At 40.4% G+C, this 17,682-nt stretch carries 9 protein-coding genes, 1 tRNA gene and 1 pseudogene; 1 reads left to right on the top strand and 10 read right to left on the bottom strand.

What is annotated here, in order from left to right; genetic code table 11:
- Positions 1 to 84: 84 nt before the first annotated feature.
- From AB2B50_RS05330 to AB2B50_RS05285, 10 genes and pseudogenes are all read right to left on the bottom strand, one after another.
- Positions 85 to 783, bottom strand: coding sequence for an N-acetylmannosamine-6-phosphate 2-epimerase (locus tag AB2B50_RS05330; RefSeq protein WP_049502844.1), 699 nt, complete (start codon positions 781 to 783; stop codon positions 85 to 87).
- A 400-nt stretch (positions 784 to 1,183) separates the two neighbouring features.
- A complete protein-coding gene (locus AB2B50_RS05325; RefSeq protein ID WP_320693300.1) occupies positions 1,184 to 4,489 on the bottom strand; it encodes an SIALI-17 repeat-containing surface protein in 3,306 nt (1,101 codons plus the stop codon).
- A gap of 585 nt (positions 4,490 to 5,074) precedes the next feature.
- Positions 5,075 to 5,470, bottom strand: a pseudogene (locus AB2B50_RS05320) (SIALI-17 repeat-containing surface protein); the annotation flags it as partial.
- Positions 5,471 to 5,497: 27 nt separating this feature from the next.
- Entirely contained in the window at positions 5,498 to 9,130 is a 3,633-nt protein-coding gene (locus AB2B50_RS05315; RefSeq protein ID WP_320693299.1) for an SIALI-17 repeat-containing surface protein, read from the bottom strand.
- 376 nt (positions 9,131 to 9,506) lie between these two features.
- Complete coding sequence (locus tag AB2B50_RS05310; RefSeq protein ID WP_320692954.1) at positions 9,507 to 10,490, bottom strand: acetylxylan esterase; 984 nt, start codon at positions 10,488 to 10,490, stop codon at positions 9,507 to 9,509.
- A 446-nt stretch (positions 10,491 to 10,936) separates the two neighbouring features.
- Positions 10,937 to 11,863, bottom strand: a complete 927-nt coding sequence (locus AB2B50_RS05305) for an ATP-binding cassette domain-containing protein (RefSeq protein ID WP_001291283.1) — start codon at positions 11,861 to 11,863, stop codon at positions 10,937 to 10,939.
- 10 nt (positions 11,864 to 11,873) lie between these two features.
- On the bottom strand, positions 11,874 to 12,941 hold the full coding sequence (locus tag AB2B50_RS05300) for an ABC transporter ATP-binding protein (protein ID WP_049528226.1): 1,068 nt from the start codon (positions 12,939 to 12,941) through the stop codon (positions 11,874 to 11,876).
- Between the two features lie 8 nt (positions 12,942 to 12,949).
- On the bottom strand, positions 12,950 to 13,876 hold the full coding sequence (gene oppC, locus AB2B50_RS05295) for an oligopeptide ABC transporter permease OppC (RefSeq protein WP_006147849.1): 927 nt from the start codon (positions 13,874 to 13,876) through the stop codon (positions 12,950 to 12,952).
- A complete protein-coding gene (locus tag AB2B50_RS05290) occupies positions 13,876 to 15,372 on the bottom strand; it encodes an ABC transporter permease (RefSeq protein WP_049528232.1) in 1,497 nt (498 codons plus the stop codon). The genes oppC and AB2B50_RS05290 overlap by 1 nt, the downstream gene beginning before the upstream one ends.
- 65 nt (positions 15,373 to 15,437) lie before the next feature.
- On the bottom strand, positions 15,438 to 17,417 hold the full coding sequence (locus AB2B50_RS05285) for a peptide ABC transporter substrate-binding protein (protein WP_248035155.1): 1,980 nt from the start codon (positions 17,415 to 17,417) through the stop codon (positions 15,438 to 15,440).
- Positions 17,418 to 17,599: 182 nt separating this feature from the next.
- Between AB2B50_RS05285 and AB2B50_RS05280 the strand changes: the two genes are divergently transcribed.
- Positions 17,600 to 17,670, top strand: a tRNA-Cys gene (locus tag AB2B50_RS05280).
- Positions 17,671 to 17,682: the final 12 nt, after the last annotated feature.

The raw sequence follows: 17,682 nt of genomic DNA, 5'->3' as shown, positions 1-17,682 counted from the left end.
AATCGGATAATGAGCAATGTCGACTTTGTATACGTTTTCATTTTTTCCTACTAATCAACCACTCTCCTCGTTTTTTATATTGTGTTATTTAAGACCCGCAACAAATCGTTCCGTAATCTCTTTTGGTCTAGTAATAGCGCCACCAACTACGATACCTCGCACTCCGTAACCTAGGATTTGCTTAGCTTGTTCTGGTGTGTGAATTTTTCCTTCAGCGATGACGTCCACCCCTGCATCACAGAGTTTCTTGATGAGTTCAAAGTCTGGGCCATCCACTTTTGGACTGTAAGAAGTGTAACCTGATAAGGTTGTTCCGACAAAGTCAATTCCCGCTTCAACTGCTGTTAGACCTTCCTCAAAGGTACTTGTATCAGCCATCAAGAGTTGATTTGGATATTTTTCTTTGATCTGACGGATAAATTCTTGGATCTCCAAGCCATCATGACGTTCACGTTTGGTACAGTCAAGAGCAATGACTTCGATGTCAAGAGCTGCTAGTTCATCAACCTCTCTCATAGTCGCTGTGATGAATGGTTCCTGTGGTAGATAATCACGTTTAATAATTCCGATAATCGGAAGTTTAGTGACCTCTTTAATTTCCTTGATATCTCGAACACTGTTTGCTCGGATACCGACTGCACCACCTTGTTCAGCTGCTTTCACCAACAAGGGGATAACTCCTCCCGCTTCTGTGTAGAGCGGTTCATGAGGAAGTGCCTGACAAGAAACGATGATTCCATCTTTGATTTGTTCAATCAAGGCTTCTTTACTAATTTGTGGCATCTACTTTCCTCCTTTTCTTTTCCTTTGTGTTTATGTGACTATTATAGCTTATTATTAAAGCGCTTTCAATAACTTGTGCTAGAATAGATTGGAGTTTCAAAACAATTTTATGCAACAGTTTCTTCTGAAAGTAGTTTCAGGGACCTAAAATCTATCCCAACACCTCTTAAATTTTGAAACCAGCCCTTTTTTCTCGCAAACATGAAAGAAAAAAGGCCGTAACTAATTTTCGTTACGACTCTTTCTAACTAATACTCTTCAAAAATCAAATTCAAACCACGTCAGCGTCCCCTTGCCGTACTCAAGTACAGCCTGCGGCTAGCTTCCTAGTTTGCTCTTTGATTTTCATTGAGTATAAGATTTAGTTTCACTAAGGAAACCTTCAATTTTAACGATTTGACTAATCTTCTTTTCTCTTCCCCAAAGCAAACATACCAAGGAGCATCCCCACAAGTCCTACTGAGGCAATGACAGAGTCATCTTCGTTTCCTGTCTTAGGAAGAACATCTTGACGAACTGCAGGTGCTTGATAGGTCTTATCTTGTGACATAGCCTGTGATACAATAGACTGCTGACCTTTGTGATCTGGATCTTTATGGCCTGCTCCTTCTGAACCTTTGACATCGCCTACAAATCCTGGTTTTTCTGTCGGTGCGACGTCATTCTTCACACTGCCCGTAAATGCTGGGACTTCATGAACAGCTGGTTCTAGACCATTGACACCACCCGCAAATTCTGGAAGTTCTAACTTAGCTGATTCTACTGCATTCACACTACCACTAAATTCTGGGACTTCGTTAACAGCTGCTTCTACACCATTGACACCACCTGCAAATTCTGGAAGTTCTACTATCGGTGCTGCTTCTTCACCTACTGTACCAATAGGTTCAGTATACTCTGGGAGCTCCGTTACAGCTGCTTCACTACCATTGACTCCACCTGTAAATTCTGGAATTTCAGCAGTCGCAGCTTCTACACCATTAACACCACCTGTGAATTCTGGTACTTCGTTAACAGCAGCTTCACTACCGTTGGCCGCTCCAGGAATACCTGCTCCTTCAAGACTCACTGGAAGGTTGTGCATACTCTCGATAGCTCCAGAAGCAAGTCCAGTTATCTCCTGACCAAGATCTGACTTATCTATTGTAAATAGAAGAGTCTTCGTATCGTACTGGGTCATGAAGTTTACTTTTTTACCATTTGCCAACTGAAGTGTTGGGATTTTGTTAACCAAAACTTCTGAATCAAATTCTACTGCAAGAATTCCTGGCCATTTTTCAATAACATTTTTAACTTTGGCTTCTTTAGGAGAAATTCTTTCCTTCGTTAGGAAATCCCAGTTGAATTTCTTGAAAGATAGAGTATAAGGATTGCCTCCAGCTTCATGATGTTCGTACAAGAGACCAAATTCTTTTGGTCCGATCTGTTGAAGTGAGTTATAGGCATACTCCCCTTCTTGAATCAAATGATGATGCAGCCAAGTCAACTCGCCATCTTCTTCTACACGAGCCACTCGAATGTAACCATTCTTACGACCTGGGCCATTGGCATTTGCTAGAAGGATATACTCCTTACCATCTTGAACCGTATGAGTCGCTGCCATTTGAACATAAACATCTGGCACATCATAGCGTGCTACATAGTTGTCCCATGTAATACCACCATCATAACTTGTCGCAACCTGCAAATCACCTGTCAAACCACGCATAAAGAGTTTCAACTGACCATTGTTCAGCTGAACAACTGAAGCCTCCGTGTTTTGAGCATAGTAATTGTTCATGTTACTTGAATCAACTACTGTACCATCATAAAGTGTACGGTTATCATTGACACCGCCACCCATATGCCAAGTCTTACCATGGTCATCTGAGTAGATGATCCGAGATGATTGAGAACCATTGAGGTGGTTTGTTCTGTTTGTCGTATAAACAGGGACGACAATCCGACCTTTATGAGGTCCATTCTGAAGGGTAATTCCCACTCCAGGTCCCACACCTAAGAATTTCATCCAATCAGCTTTGACCATTGGAGTAATATCTTGTGGTGCAGACCAAGTTTTACCATCATCATCACTGTAAGACATCCATAGGTAGCTGTCTTTAGCAACTCTAAATGGAGAAGTTTTATTACTTGTAAAGTAGATATTTCCTAGTAACTGCTCACCCTGATAAAGATCACCTTTATCGCTATAAGCCGGCTTGACTGGATTTACAACAACACGGTAATCCGTTGCCTGACCATCTGGTGTGTAGACAACACCATTTTCACGAATGGTATAGGCTCCATTTTCTCCTTCACGATAGAGAATTTGGTAGGTTTTCCCATCAATTTCTTTATAAGCTTCCTCTTTTTCAGCTGACATCCCAAAGATACCTTTTCCTTCTGGGAACATATCATAGACTGAAAAGATGCGTTTAGTTTCAGTATCTTGGGCTAAAACCATATCGATATTTACTGGTGAACCAACAGATGGATCAGTAGCTTTTGGATTGTCGCGTAGATTCGTAAGTGTGATACGATCGCCCCATGTTTGACCCTGATCTTCACTTCGTTTGACGACCATACCGATATCGCCCCAGTCATAGTGGTGCAGACGGCGTTCATCAGCTCCAGCAATCAAAGTTCCCTTGTCAGTCTTAAGAAGGGCTGGAATACGATAGCTATTAATACCATCTGGATTTGACTGCCCATTTTTACCAGCTTCAAAGACATCCTTTTTATCTGTAATTTCAGCTCCTTCTGGAAGCTTTTTCTCTAATTCAGATCTTTCAAAGAGGTAGCTACGATTTTGAACTTCTTCTGGACTCAAGGCACGATCGTAAACAGTTAGATTACGAACTTGTAATCCTGCCCCCCAAACCATACTTCCTGCACGATTTGTGGTACCAATTTGCATATGATTCACATCAGGCATATCTTTGATAAAGCGTCCTGATTTCTTACTTGTTCGTGACAAAACTCCGTTTACATAGAGACGAACTTGCCCATCTGGAGAATCTGCACTTGGTCTTTCAACTGTAAAGGTTACTGAGTTCCACTGACCTGGTTTGACTGTTAATGGTGCATCTGTGTATCTATCATAAAATTGATTTCCATCTTGATCGCGGCCCTCAATCAAGGCAACGTTGTTATACACAGCCATTGTAAAGTATTCATTTCTTACCTTATCACTTGATACTGAGAAAAGGTTGTAAAATGCTGGTGCAGAAGCATCTGGTTTGAACTCCATATGAATGGTCGCATTTTGAAGCTGTTTCAGTTTGTCCAATTGCTCTGTCAAATCAATTCTATTGCTATTTGCAGCATTAGTCTCTACATCTTCCTTTTCAAGAACAGTATTGACATTTTCCAACTCTCTAGCATAGTAATCACGTGGAAGCGAAGCTGGATCTTTTTCGGTTTCTCTAGTTGCTTCTGCTGTTTCTGCTGTTGCAGTTGTCTCTGTTCCAGTATGTGCTTCTGTAGATGTATGTGTGACTGTATCTGCCCCATTAGACTCTGTCGCACTCTTTTCAGTATCTACTGCTTTTTCTGCCTGATCCTTCTCTACTCCTAGTTCTGTCGCTTCCTTATTAGTAGTTGTTGCTTCTTGTGCCAATACTGGCGATGCACCAAAAACAACTGCTCCAATCACTACTGAAGCGGCTCCTACTGTAAATTTGCGAATTCCGTATCGTTGTTTTCTCTCCAACTGATTATGCTTCATCTTTCTTCCTTTCATTTTTAAAAATAAAGCGCTTTCTTTTTTGCTTGAAATTTTTAGCCATCTGGCTAAATGACAAAAATTACTTTTTCACGAATGGTTACGCTCGCTCTTTCAAATTTTCTCTCACTTAACGACCCATCGTTAACTAGAGTCCCCTACTCCTTTCAAATTTTATCTTATTCTCATTATATAATAAATTTCCCTATTTTAAGATAGATGAATATAGAACAGATTTCACTTTCAGTTTTTGAAACATAAGCTCAGACATTTGAAACTACTTTCGGGTGCTTTGGATTTTTCTAACATAAAATTACTTCATTCAGTTGAATCGTATTTTTAATGAACTTTATCTCAATCTTATACTCAATGAAAATCAAAGAGCAAACTAGGAAGCTAGCTGCAGGTTGCTCAAAGCACGGCTTTGAGGTTGCAGATAAAGCTGACGTGGTTTGAAGAGATTTTCGAAGAGTATTAACTATTTGACTCCTGATTTATCTAGATCAAAAAGGCCGTAACTAGTTCTAGTCACGACCCTTTCTAACATAAGATCAAATTTCTCTATGAATTACGTTGATTTTAACTATTTCATTGATCTTCTTTTTTCTTGCCCATGGCAAATATACCTAGGAGCATGCCTACAAATCCTAGAGAGGCAAGTGGAGCAACAGCTTCACTTCCTGTTTCAGGAAGAAGTTGCTGATGAGCAGCAGGGGCTTGATAAGTTTTATCTTGTGCCATAGCTTGAACCACAATTGACTGTTCTCCCTTATACTCTGAGACCTCATGGATAGCAGCTTCAGCACTGTTTACACCACCTACATATGCTGGAACTTCTGTACTCGCAGCTTCTAGCCCATTAACACCACCTGTGTACTCTGGAACTTCTAACTTAGCAGATTCCACTGCATTAACACCACCTTCAAAGGCTGATGCGTCTGACTCAGCTGCTTCTACTGCATTGACTCCGCCCTCGAACTCTGGATCTGGTTTTCCTTCCTCTTTTGCGCCTCAAGTACAGCCTGCGGCTAGCTTTGCGTCTGACTTAGCTGCTTCCTCACCATTGACACCACCTTCGAACTCTGGACTCTCTGCCTTAGCTCCTTCATCGCCATTGACACCACCTTCAAAGTCTGATGTGTCTGACTTAGCTGCTTCTACTGCATTGACGCCACCTTCGAACTCTGGGCTCTCTGCCTTAGCTCCTTCATCGCCATTGACACCACCTTCGAAGGCTGATGCGTCTGACTTAGCTGCTTCCTCACCATTGACACCACCTTCGAACTCTGGACTCTCTGCCTTAGCTCCTTCATCGCCATTGACACCACCTTCGAAGGCTGATGCGTCTGACTTAGCTGCTTCCTCACCATTGACACCACCTTCGTACTCTGGACTCTCTGCCTTAGCTCCTTCATCGCCATTGACACCACCTTCGAACTCTGGACTCTCTGCTTTAGCTGCTTCTACTGCATTCACACCGCCTTCGTACTCTGTACTTTCTGCCTTAGCTCCTTCCTCACCATTGACGCCACCTTCAAAGGCTGGAACTTCATGAACGGCAGACTCTCCTTTTGAGCTTTCTACTAGACTACCTTCTGGAACTTCATGGACCGCGGCTTCCTCACCGTTCACACCACCTTCAAAGGCTGGCACATCATGAACGGCTGCTTCGGCACCATTAACCCCACCTTCAAATTCCGGAACTTCGTTAATAGTTCCTGGTGGATTTTCTTCAACCTCTATTTCTGGAATTTCATGAACGGCTGCTTCCTCGCTGTTCACACCACCTGAGAAGTCTGGCACATTATGAACGGCTGCTTCCTCACCGTTGACACCACCATCAAAGGCTGGAGCCTCATGAACTGCACCTTCTTCACCATTGACTGCACCTGTAAATTCTGGGACTTCATGGATTTCTGCTTTTGCTCCATTTTTACCACCAGGGACTCCTGCACCTTCAAGACTTACAGGCAAATTATGCATGCTCTCAATTGCACCATCAATGATTTCTGTAATTTCTTGACCAATATCTTCCTTGTTAACTGCGAAAAGCAATGTTTTTGTATCGTATTGCGTCAAGAAAGTCGCAAAGTTCCCATTTGCCAATTTAAGAACTGGTGGTTGATTCACCAATACTTCAGAATCAAATTCTAGAGCAATGACATTTTTGCTCATCTCCACAGCATTTTTCACAGTTGCTTTTGTTGGAGCAATTCTATCTTTGCTTAAGAAATCCCAGTTGAATTTCTTATAAGATAAGGTGTATTCATTTTGAGTGGCAGTCGCATGCTCATAAAGTAAGCCAAATTCACCATTTCCAAGATCTTGCAATGAGTTATAGGCAAATTTGCCACTTTGAATTGGATTGTGCTTGATCCAAGTTAGATCCCCATTAACTTCCACACGCGCTAAGTGCACCAGACCATTGTAACGTCCTGGCCCACCTGCATTACTGAGGATGATATATTCCTTACCATCTTGCACCGTATGAATGGCAGACATTTGAACATAGACATCTTTGACATCTGAATAGCGTTTTACATCTTTTTCCCAAGTCGCTCCGCCATCTTTACTTGTTGCAACTTGCAAATCCCCTGTCAATCCACGCATGAAGAGTTTGAGATCTCCATTATTCAACTGAACAACAGTTGACTCAGTATTTTGAGCACCTGGATTATTCATAGTTGAAGAATGAATTGTTTGGTTACCTACTGGACGGTTATCATTGACCGCTTCACCAGCGTGCCAAGTTTCACCGTGGTCATCTGAGTAAATGACACGTGAAGACTGGGAGCCACTTAGGTAAGATACGTTATTTGTTGTGTAGGCAGGGATAACAAGACGCCCTTTATGAGGTCCTGAATGTAAGGCAATACCTGTACCAGGTCCAGTACCTAAGAAATGCATCCAGTCCTTACGAATACCGTATGTAATATCTTTTGGTGCAGACCAAGTTTTACCATCGTCATCGCTATAAGACATCCAGAGATAGTTGGTGTTTGAAACTCTAAAGATATTCTTGTCGCTATAATCGAAGTAGACATTACCAATCAGTTCTTCACCTTTATACAAATCACCCTTATCACTATAGGCTGGTTTCTTAGGATCAACTACAACACGGTATTCTGTCTTTCTATTTTCAGGGTCAAAGACTTCACCATTTTCACGGATTGTATAACGTCCTGCTTCACCTTTTTTGTACAGGACTTGATAAACCTTATCTCCAATTTGCTCATAGGCTTGTGGTGCTTTCCCTGGTAAATCTCTAACCGCTTCACCTTCTACGAACATATCAAAAATAGAGAAGATTCGCTTAGTTTTCGGATCTTGGACTAGGGCCATGTCAATGTTGACTGGTGATCCTGCATGAGCTCTTCTGGCATTCTCATTATCACGAGGATTTGAGATGACAATTCTATCTCCCCATGTTTTGCCCTTATCATCACTACGACGAACAACCATACCGATGTCGCCCCAGTCAGAGTGATGCAAGCGTCTCTCATCTGCTCCAGCAATCAAGGTTCCCTTATCAGTTTTCAGCAGGGCTGGAATGCGGTAGCTCGCGATACCGTCTTTATTTGGCTTGCGGTTCTCACCACCTTCAAAAACATCCAGTTTATCAGTAACTTCTGCTCCTTCAGGAAGTTTCTTCTCCAACTCTCCTCTTTCAAAAAGTTGGCTACGTTTTTTAACTTCTTCTTGAGAAAGAGCACGGTCATAAACAGTTAGATTACGGACTTTAAGATTGGCGCCCCAGAAGTTTTTGCCTGTGCGTTTTGTTGTACCGATTTGTACATGGTTGACATCTGGCATGTCTTGGATGAAGCGACCAGACTGAGGACTTGTGCGCGACAAGACACCATTTACATAGACGCGAACTTGACCTTTTGGTTGGTCTGCATTTGGTCTTTCAACTGTAAAGGTTACAGAGTTCCACTCACCTGGTTTAATCTTCAAAGGAGCAGTTTTATAATCACCATAGAATTGATTTCCATTTGCATCACGACCTTCAACGATAGCTGTGTTATCAAGGATGGCCATAGTGAAATACTCATTTACTTTGGTATCACTAGAGACTGAGAAGAGGTTGTAAAAACGTGGAGCAGATGCATCTGGCTTAAACTCCATATGAATTGTCGCATTTTGAAGTTTTTTAAGTTTGTCTAGCTCCTCCTTCATGTCAACTCTTTGACCGTTTGAAGGATTGGTTTCAACATCTTCCTTCTCTATAACAGTATTGGCATTTTCCAACTCTCTTGCATAAAAGTCACGAGGAATTTTTCCAACCTCTTCTTCGTCTTCACTCTCTGTAGCTGGAGTTTCGTTTGATGCTTCTGTTTCTGTTGGTTTTTCAGACCCTGGGTTTGCTTTCAGCTCTTCACGGTTTACTTCTGTGCCCTTATCTGTTGCCGTTGCCAATTTGTCTGCGAGTTCCTTATCGAGATTCGTCAGATTTCCTGTCTCTACTTCCTTAGGCAATTCTGGCAAAGATTGCCCCGCTGTTTCACCATTCGTTGATGGTGCCTCTTGAGCAAAAGCAGGTGAAGCACCAAAAACAACCGCTCCAATGACTACTGATGCCGCTCCAACTGCAAATTTCCGAATTCCATATCTCTGTTTTCTATCAAAATGTCTCTGATTCATATTTTCCCTTCCGTTTTTTAAAAAAATAAAGCGCTTTCTTTTTTGCTTAAAATTTTTTGCCACCGAGGCTAAAGTAGCAAAAGAAACTGAACTATTGAATGGAGAATCCCATCCTTTTTACTGTGAACTACTGTTGCATGACATAAATTTCCATTTTTTATGAAGAAATACAACAGATTTCGCTCCTTCCATAATTGATATTACACTTATTATATAATAAATATTCTAAATTATAGTCAAATGAGCCTATAATAGATTCTACTTTCAAAGATATTTGGAAGAATCAAACTATTTGAAACTACTTTCGTGTTATCTGAATACATTGAAGAGAACCCTGTAATTCATTCAAAATCACAGGGTACTTCTTCCTAATCCTTTATTGACCTACATAGGTAAATGGAATTTCACTGCCACACAACCAATTGTAAACTTGATCATTGACATGAACGTTCATAGCTTCGTGTGCATATTCTGGCATCAGGCGATAGCTCTTCTCACAAGTCAAACGATTGTAGATAGCAAACTGAGTGATCGGATAGCAGACATCGTCATCAAGCCCTGTAATCATTCTCACCTCACCTTTGATTCGATGGGCAAGATTTTTTACATCGATATAGGCGAGCGTCTCCATGATCTGCTCTTCTGTCTCATGGAATGGATCATGGAACTTAAAATAACGAAAGAGTTCATCATAGGCTTCGCTGGTATTTCCAATCTCTAGCACTCTTCTAAAGTCTGATAAGAATGGATAGATAGCAACTGTTCGCTTGATACGTGGATTTAGCCCCGCAGCCACTAGAGCTAGTGCCCCTCCTTGAGAAGCTCCATAGCTTGCTAATTGCCCCTCATCCACTTGTGGGAAGGTAGCTACAATCTCAACTAATTGATAAATATCAAGATAAACATCCTTATAGAAGAGTTGCTCTTTTCCTTCTACTGCACCACGAATGATTTGGCCCTTAACTGTATTTCCGAGAGGCGAACGTAACCCATCTTGTGAGTAACCAGACTGACCACGGACATCCATAGATACAACACCATAACCAGCGACTGTAAAGGCTAACATATCTGTCCAGTCCCAACAACGTCCCATATAGCCATGGAAGTGGAAAATGACAGGTACTTTCTTTTCTGATTTTGGTAAGACTACACGCGCATAAACAAGGCCTTCCCGAGTGCCCTTAAAGGTGAGTTCATAGCACTTCACGTTTGGAATACGAAATTCACGTTCCTCTAATTGGTAATCTGGCAAGACCGAAACTTTGTCAATCTCACCATCCCAAAAAGCATCAAAATCTTGCGGAACTTCATCTCGCCCTCTGTAAGTTTTCATTTCTTCTACTAATGCTGGATTTCTCATAAAACCCTCCTTGATTTTGTAACCGTTACCATAACTGTAGCACACAACGTAAGGCAATGCAAGACTGATATTTTAAATAGAAAGTGATTTTAATTTTGAAGATTCATCAAAGCTAGTCTGAAAGTAGTTTTATCCATTCCATTCTGTATACATTCAATACGCTTTCAAAGAATAACAGCTTCTCTTCTCTCTCATCCAATTGTCATTGAAGACTAGTCTTATACTCTTCGAAAATCTCTTCAAACTACGTCAGCTTTATCTGCAACCTCAAAGCCGTGTTTTGAGCAACCTGCGGCTAGCTACCTAGTTTGCTCTTTGATTTTCATTGAGTCTTAGCATGTTTTCGGGTATATAGTTGTCTATCTTTAAACTAGTTTTTTTTTGCAAAAACAAAAAAGTTTCATAACCTTAATAGAATTGTTCTACCAAGATTACAAAACTCTTTCTTATTTCAAATCTTTTTTATAGCGTTCCAACTCTGCTTGGTTTGCCCAAACATAGTGACCTGGACGAATTTCTACCATAGAAGGTTTATCAGTTTCATAGTCATGTTGATCTGGATCATAGACTTTCAAAACTTTTTTACGTTCCAAGATTGGGTCTGGAATAGGAACAGCTGATAGAAGTGCTTGCGTGTATGGATGAACTGGATTGTTAAACAATTCTTCAGTCTCAGCCACTTCAACAATGACACCCTTATAAATTACCGCGATACGATCAGAGATGAAACGAACTACTGACAAATCGTGGGCGATAAAGAGATAAGTCAAGCCTAATTCCTTTTGGAATTTCTTGAGCAAGTTCAAAACTTGGGCACGTACTGAAACGTCCAAGGCTGAAATCGGCTCATCCGCAATAACGAAGTCAGGTTGCATAACCAAGGCACGGGCAATCCCGATACGTTGACGTTGTCCACCTGAAAACTCATGTGGGTAACGTGTCAAGTGTTCAGCCAAAAGTCCCACTTCACGAATGATATTTTGAACTTTTTCTTTTCTTTCTTCTTCATCTTTAAATAAATGGTGGTTATAAAGACCTTCAGAAATGATATAGTCAACCGTTGCACGTTCATTCAAACTTGCAGCAGGGTCCTGGAAAATCATTTGGATACGACGGATTAATTCCGAAGCTTGTTCACGTGATTTTTTACCATTAATTTTTTGACCTTCAAAGATGATATCACCTTTGCTGGTATCATTAAGACCGATGATAGCACGACCAATTGTTGTCTTACCACTACCAGACTCTCCAACAAGTGAGAAAGTTTCTCCTTTGTTGATAAAGAAGTTCGCATTTTTAACAGCGACAAACTTTTTGCTTCCTTCACCGAAGGAAATTTCTAAGTCTTTAATTTCTACTAATTTTTCAGACATTTCCTTCCTCCTAGTCCTCAAGATGTGTAAAGCCCATCTTTTCACGAATCTTGTCGTGTAAATCTGCAATCACCGATGGTTTTTCAACTTTTGGAGCCTGTTCATGAAGCAACCATGTTTTCGCCCAATGAGTATCTGATACTGCAAACTGTGGAGCTTTTTCTTCGAAATCAATCTTCATCGCATAGTCTGAACGTAGAGCAAAAGCATCTCCCTTCAATTCAGTATAGAGCGATGGAGGTGTTCCAGGGATTGAGTACAATTCACCTTTGTCATCCGCAAGTTGAGGCAAGCTTGACAAGAGGCTCCATGTATATGGGTGACGTGGGTCGTAGAAGATTTCTTCAACAGTACCATACTCGACGATTTCACCAGCATACATAACTGCAACTTTATCAGCGATACTTGCTACGACACCTAGGTCGTGGGTGATAAAGATTGTTGTAAAGTGGTATTCGTGTTGAAGTGACTTCAACAAATCAATAATCTGTGCTTGAATGGTCACGTCAAGAGCTGTTGTCGGCTCATCACAGATAAGAATGTCTGGACGACAGGCAAGAGCAATCGCGATAACGATACGTTGACGCATTCCCCCAGAATATTGGAAAGGATACTCGTCAAAACGTTTCTCAGAATCTGGAATACCAACTTTATTCATATAGTCAATAGCCATCTCTTTAGCTTCTTGCGCAGTCTTGCCTTGGTGTTTAACAATAACTTCTGTGATTTGACTTCCGATTGTCTTGATTGGGTCTAGACTGGTCATCGGATCTTGGAAGATAGTTGCAATCTTCGCACCACGAATACTTTCCCATTCTTTATGAGAAGATAAGGCTGTCAAATCTTGTCCACGGTAATTAATACTACCTTGTGCAATACGACCATTTTCTTCCAACATTCCTGTGAATGTTTTTGTCAAAACTGATTTACCTGAACCTGACTCCCCAACTAAGGCGAGGACCTCTCCCTCAATCAAATCGATGGAGACACCTCGAATAGCTGTCAAAATCTTGTCACGAACATCAAATTCCACGACAATATCTTGAGCAGTCAAAATTACATTTTTTCCTTTTATCATGTCTACTCCTATCTATGTGTACGTGGATCACTAGCATCTGCTAGGTTTTGACCAACAACGAACAGTGACAAGGATACCAAGACCAATGTAGTCAATGGAATCCAGAAGAGGTATGCATTGGTTGTTACGTTTTGAGAATAATCTGAAATCAAACGTCCCAAGCTAGGAACTGTAATCGGCAATCCAAGACCAAAGAATGAAAGGAAAGCTTCATATGAGATAAAGGCTGGGAGCATTTGCGACGTACTCGTAACAATAACAGATACCAATTGGGGCATAATGTTTTTTACAATAATTTTGTAACTTGGTGTTCCCAAAGTTCGTGAAGCAAGGTTATACTCTAAATCACGGTAACGTAACATTTGGATACGAATTGAATGGGCAACACTAATCCAAGTAGTTACACTCATGGCAAAGATCAAGTTCCAGAACCCTGCCCCGATAGAGTAAGTCAAAACAATAACGATCAAAAGTGATGGAATATTGTTGATAACGTTGTAGACTTCCATCATGATACGGTCAACTGATTTTGAGATTCCCCAAATTCCACCGATGACAACACCGATAAAAAGGTTAACAAAGGTAGCAATAACCGAAATCAAGATAGAGTTACGAGCTCCAAACCAGACACCATCAAAGAGAGATTTACCATTACTGTCTGTTCCAAACCAATGCTCAGCATTTGGCTTAATGTAACGAGCGCTAAAATCGTTTACCTTACTTACATCATTAAAGTCAAAATCAGAAAACATTGGGTAAATGAAACTCATCAAAACAATTGCAATCAAGATACCTAGCATGATTACTGTTGATTTCTTCTTCAAAAACTGTCTAAAGACAGAACCCCAGTATGAGTAGGCAGGAGCATCAATTGCTTCAGAGGCATAATCATCACGTTTTACAAACTGAAATTTTTCATTACTAATTGTAGACATTATTTGCCTCCTTTCTCTGTCAATTTAATACGTGGGTCAATAATGGTCATCCAAATATCTCCAATAAGGTTTGAGAAGATTGAGACACAAGTGAAGATAAAGACGAGACCAACTACCATATTATTGTTTGAAGCCTTTACAGAGTCGATCAACATTTTACCCATACCTGGGAAGGCGAAGACTGTTTCAGTAAGAGTTGCTCCACCAATAACACCAATGATAGCACCTGGAATACCAGAAACAAGTGGTACCATAGCATTTTTAAAGATATGCTTATCAGAAATCTCTTTCTCAGACAAACCTTTTGCACGAGCAAAACGAACGAAATCTTGTGATTGCAAGTCAATCATATAACGGCGAATCCAAATTGCCATAGTAGGTGCTCCTAACAAGCCCAAAATCACAGCAGGAAGGACATAAGAACGCCAATCACCAGCACCCAAGATTGGGAATGAATCTGGGAAGCCAATTGAAGAACCAATCAAACGAATAATATAGACTAGGGCAATCGTTGGAAGAGCCAACAAGAACGTTAGAGTCCCTGTAGCGAAACTATCAATCCAAGTGTTTTTGAAACGAGCCATTGCTGAACCAAGAGGAATCGCAATCGCGTATGAAATCGAAAGACCAATCAAACCAGTGATAGCAGAACTTGCAATCATAGATGGGTACTGATAGTTGCTCTCAGTAGCAGTATATGGATCATCTTTACCGTAGTTGGCTACTTCACGAGCATCAGCTTGACTCGGAGATTTATAAGTTCTTGAGTAGATATTGACTGATGATGTTTTCTTACCAGTTGGGAATTGGACTTCAGAAGTCTTTGTTTGTCCTTGTCCTTGTGTAATAACCTGAAGTACAGGAGTGTTAGCGTATGTTGGGTAAGAATCTCCTAGGTTCAAGTTGACAAAGTTTTGGTGAACAAATGGGAACTGACTATTGAAGTACAAGAGGTATTTATGTTTAGTACCTGAACCCACAAGAGACCAACCGATAGCAGGGTCATTCTCAAAACGCAAATAACGCTCTAAGTTTGGATTTTCTGGGTCTTGAATCTTGTTTGTATGGTCAATATCAAGCAAGTTTGCATAGAATTTGAACACACGTTCAAAAATAGGAATTTCACGTGTAGCGTAGAATTGTCCACTCTCTGTAAACTCACCTAGAGTCCAACCATTCCCAAGTTGTTGGATATATTTTTCATAGATTGCTTTATTTGTATCATTTGCATCTACTGTAACAGAAGAGTCAATGCTACTAGCTTTTTCCTGCAACTCTTTCGTATCGTAATATTCGATATAACCCATACGCTCAAAGACAGTATTTTCATAGTTATCTCGTTTATCAGCCGTTGTCGCAATTTTATTGTAGTTAGTATCTTGTTTGAAGATCAACTTCCGTGGAACCATCGTATAGATGATTGTGTAAATCAAGGTCGTTACTAAGAAAATAGAAACCAACGACCGCAAGATACGCATAAAAACATATTTTTTCATATTATTTCCTTTAAAATCCCAAAAGAACCTTCTCCTTTAGGAGAGAAAGTTCTGATGAGCATTATTTATTTCACATGACTCGCTAACTCTTTTTGAGCTTTTTCGTTTGATTCAGCTTTTTCTTTGAGCCATTTTTCACGAGCTTCTTTGTACTCTTTGGTTGTTACAGTGTTAGCTTGCAATTTAAGGTACTTGAAGTATACATCTGAACTTTTATCACCAGATTGAGTGTAAGAGGCTGAGAATGGTACTACACGAGAAATAACTGGTGCTGCTCCTGAAGATGACATAGCTGGAAGGAAGAGTGAGCTATCTGTCAACCAAGCTTGAGCTGCTGCATATTTCTCATAACGTTTGTTAAGGTCACTTGTTTCATTACCAGCTTCTTCAAGCAACTTGTCGTAGTCTTTCAAACCAACTTGGGTAACTGCTGGATTTGATGGATTGTCATAACCCATGTAAGTCTTTGTTTGCTCGCTGTTACTTGTTTGCAAGATATCAAGGTAAGTTGATGGGTCTTGATAGTCTGGGTTCCATCCAACGGCACCTGAAAGATCCCAATCCTCAGCTGCTGCATTTGGAGCATAGTAAGTGATGTTAAATAATTCATCTTTTGTTACTTGTTGGATATCGATGACTACATTTTCTTCACCAAGAACTTTTTCAACAGATTGTTTGAAGGACTGAATACGAGCAATGTAGCTCTTAGCAGTTTGGTCAACTGGAATATCCAAGTGAATTGGGAATTTCACGCCATCTGCTTCCAAAGTCTTCTTAGCTTTAGCTAATTCTGCTTTTGCTTTATCAGCATTATAAAGACCATCTTGACCATCTGCAAAGTTTACATCTTTCCACTCATCACCATAAGAAACAACTTTCTCAGTAACCAAGTCACCAAATGTTTTCTCACCTGCAGAAACAAAGTCTGGTTTTACAAATAGGTTACGAACAGCAAGGGCTGCTCCATCTTCACCATTCAGCTGAGCAGAGTATGATGTACGGTCAAATGCAAAGTTCAAAGCTTGACGGAAGTCTTTGTTAAGAAGTGCTTTCTTAGTAGAAGTCTTTTCTTCATCAGTTGTTTTTGATGTATATTTATAGCTTTGACGGTCAATATTAACACCCAAACCAGCAATACCGGCTCCTTGTGGAGTATAGTAAATATTGTCTTTGTATGTTTCTGCGATTTTAGAATAATTTGAACTTGTTGGGAAGAGACGGGCGTAGCTGTATGCACCACTTGTAAAGTTACGTTCGATTGATTCTTGATCTGAACCATCATAGAATGCAAGCGTCACAGTGTCTAAGTGAACATTATCTTTATCCCAATATTGCTCATTCTTCACAAACTCAACAGAAGACTTAGCAGTTAATCCTTTAAGCAAGAAAGGACCATTGTAAAGCAATGATGTTGGATCTGTTGACTTACCAAAGTCTGAACCTTTTGATTTTTCAAACTCTGCATTCAAAGGCCAGAAGATTGCGTAAGACATTTTAGAATTCCAATATGGCTCTGGTTTGTTCAAAGTGTATTGAAGAGTGTAGTCATCAACAGCTTTTACACCAACAGTTGAAAAGTCAGTTGAGTTCCCAGCCACATAATCTGCCAAACCTTTTACAGAATCTTGAGCAAGATACAATGCTTCTGATTTCTTATCAGCTGCGTGTTTCAAACCTGTAACAAAGTCATTAGCAGTTACTTCTGCATATTCTTCACCATCAGCTGTGAGCCATTTTACACCTTTACGAATTTTATAAGTGTATGTCAATCCATCTTGAGACACTGACCAGTCTTCAGCGACTGCTGGAGTCAAGTTGCCATATTGGTCATTTGTAAAGAGTCCATCAATACCATTTGAAGTGACAACTTTTGTACTTTGTTTCCCAGAGGTAAGGTAGTCCAATGTTTCTGGATCAGCAGTGTATACATAACCATATGCTTTTGGCGCTTCAGCATTTGATGATTTTGAAGAGCCACAAGCTGCGAGAACACCTGTTGCAAGTAGGGCAACCCCTGCTACCGCAAAAATCCGACTTTTTTTCATGTTTAGTTAACTCCTCTATTAAAATTAATGAGATACTGTTGATTATACCATAATCCCTTTCAAAAGTAAACGAATTTTCAGAATATTTTGTCGCATACCATCTGATAAGCAGGAAAACTTACATTTTCAGAAAAGAAACTATTGACGAGATTTAATTTAAAAGGTATAATAATAAAAGTTAAGGCGGTATAGCCAAGTGGTAAGGCACGGCTCTGCAAAAGCTTGATCGTCGGTTCAAATCCGTCTACCGCCTCTATATTATCGA

The organism is Streptococcus fermentans, assembly GCF_040888305.1.
Lineage (GTDB): Bacteria > Bacillota > Bacilli > Lactobacillales > Streptococcaceae > Streptococcus > Streptococcus fermentans.
Note: the sequence above shows the minus strand (reverse complement) of the source record. Positions and strands in the feature narration are given on the sequence as shown.

Excerpts from the sequence above, each read along its gene's own strand:
- oppC (WP_006147849.1), bottom strand. The coding sequence starts at position 13,876 with ATGTCTACAATTAGTAATGAAAAATTTCAGTTTGTAAAACGTGATGAT.
- AB2B50_RS05310 (WP_320692954.1), bottom strand. The coding sequence starts at position 10,490 with ATGAGAAATCCAGCATTAGTAGAAGAAATGAAAACTTACAGAGGGCGA.
- AB2B50_RS05330 (WP_049502844.1), bottom strand. The coding sequence starts at position 783 with ATGCCACAAATTAGTAAAGAAGCCTTGATTGAACAAATCAAAGATGGA.
- AB2B50_RS05325 (WP_320693300.1), bottom strand. The coding sequence starts at position 4,489 with ATGAAGCATAATCAGTTGGAGAGAAAACAACGATACGGAATTCGCAAA.
- AB2B50_RS05285 (WP_248035155.1), bottom strand. The coding sequence starts at position 17,417 with ATGAAAAAAAGTCGGATTTTTGCGGTAGCAGGGGTTGCCCTACTTGCA.
- AB2B50_RS05300 (WP_049528226.1), bottom strand. The coding sequence starts at position 12,941 with ATGATAAAAGGAAAAAATGTAATTTTGACTGCTCAAGATATTGTCGTG.
- AB2B50_RS05290 (WP_049528232.1), bottom strand. The coding sequence starts at position 15,372 with ATGAAAAAATATGTTTTTATGCGTATCTTGCGGTCGTTGGTTTCTATT.
- AB2B50_RS05315 (WP_320693299.1), bottom strand. The coding sequence starts at position 9,130 with ATGAATCAGAGACATTTTGATAGAAAACAGAGATATGGAATTCGGAAA.
- AB2B50_RS05305 (WP_001291283.1), bottom strand. The coding sequence starts at position 11,863 with ATGTCTGAAAAATTAGTAGAAATTAAAGACTTAGAAATTTCCTTCGGT.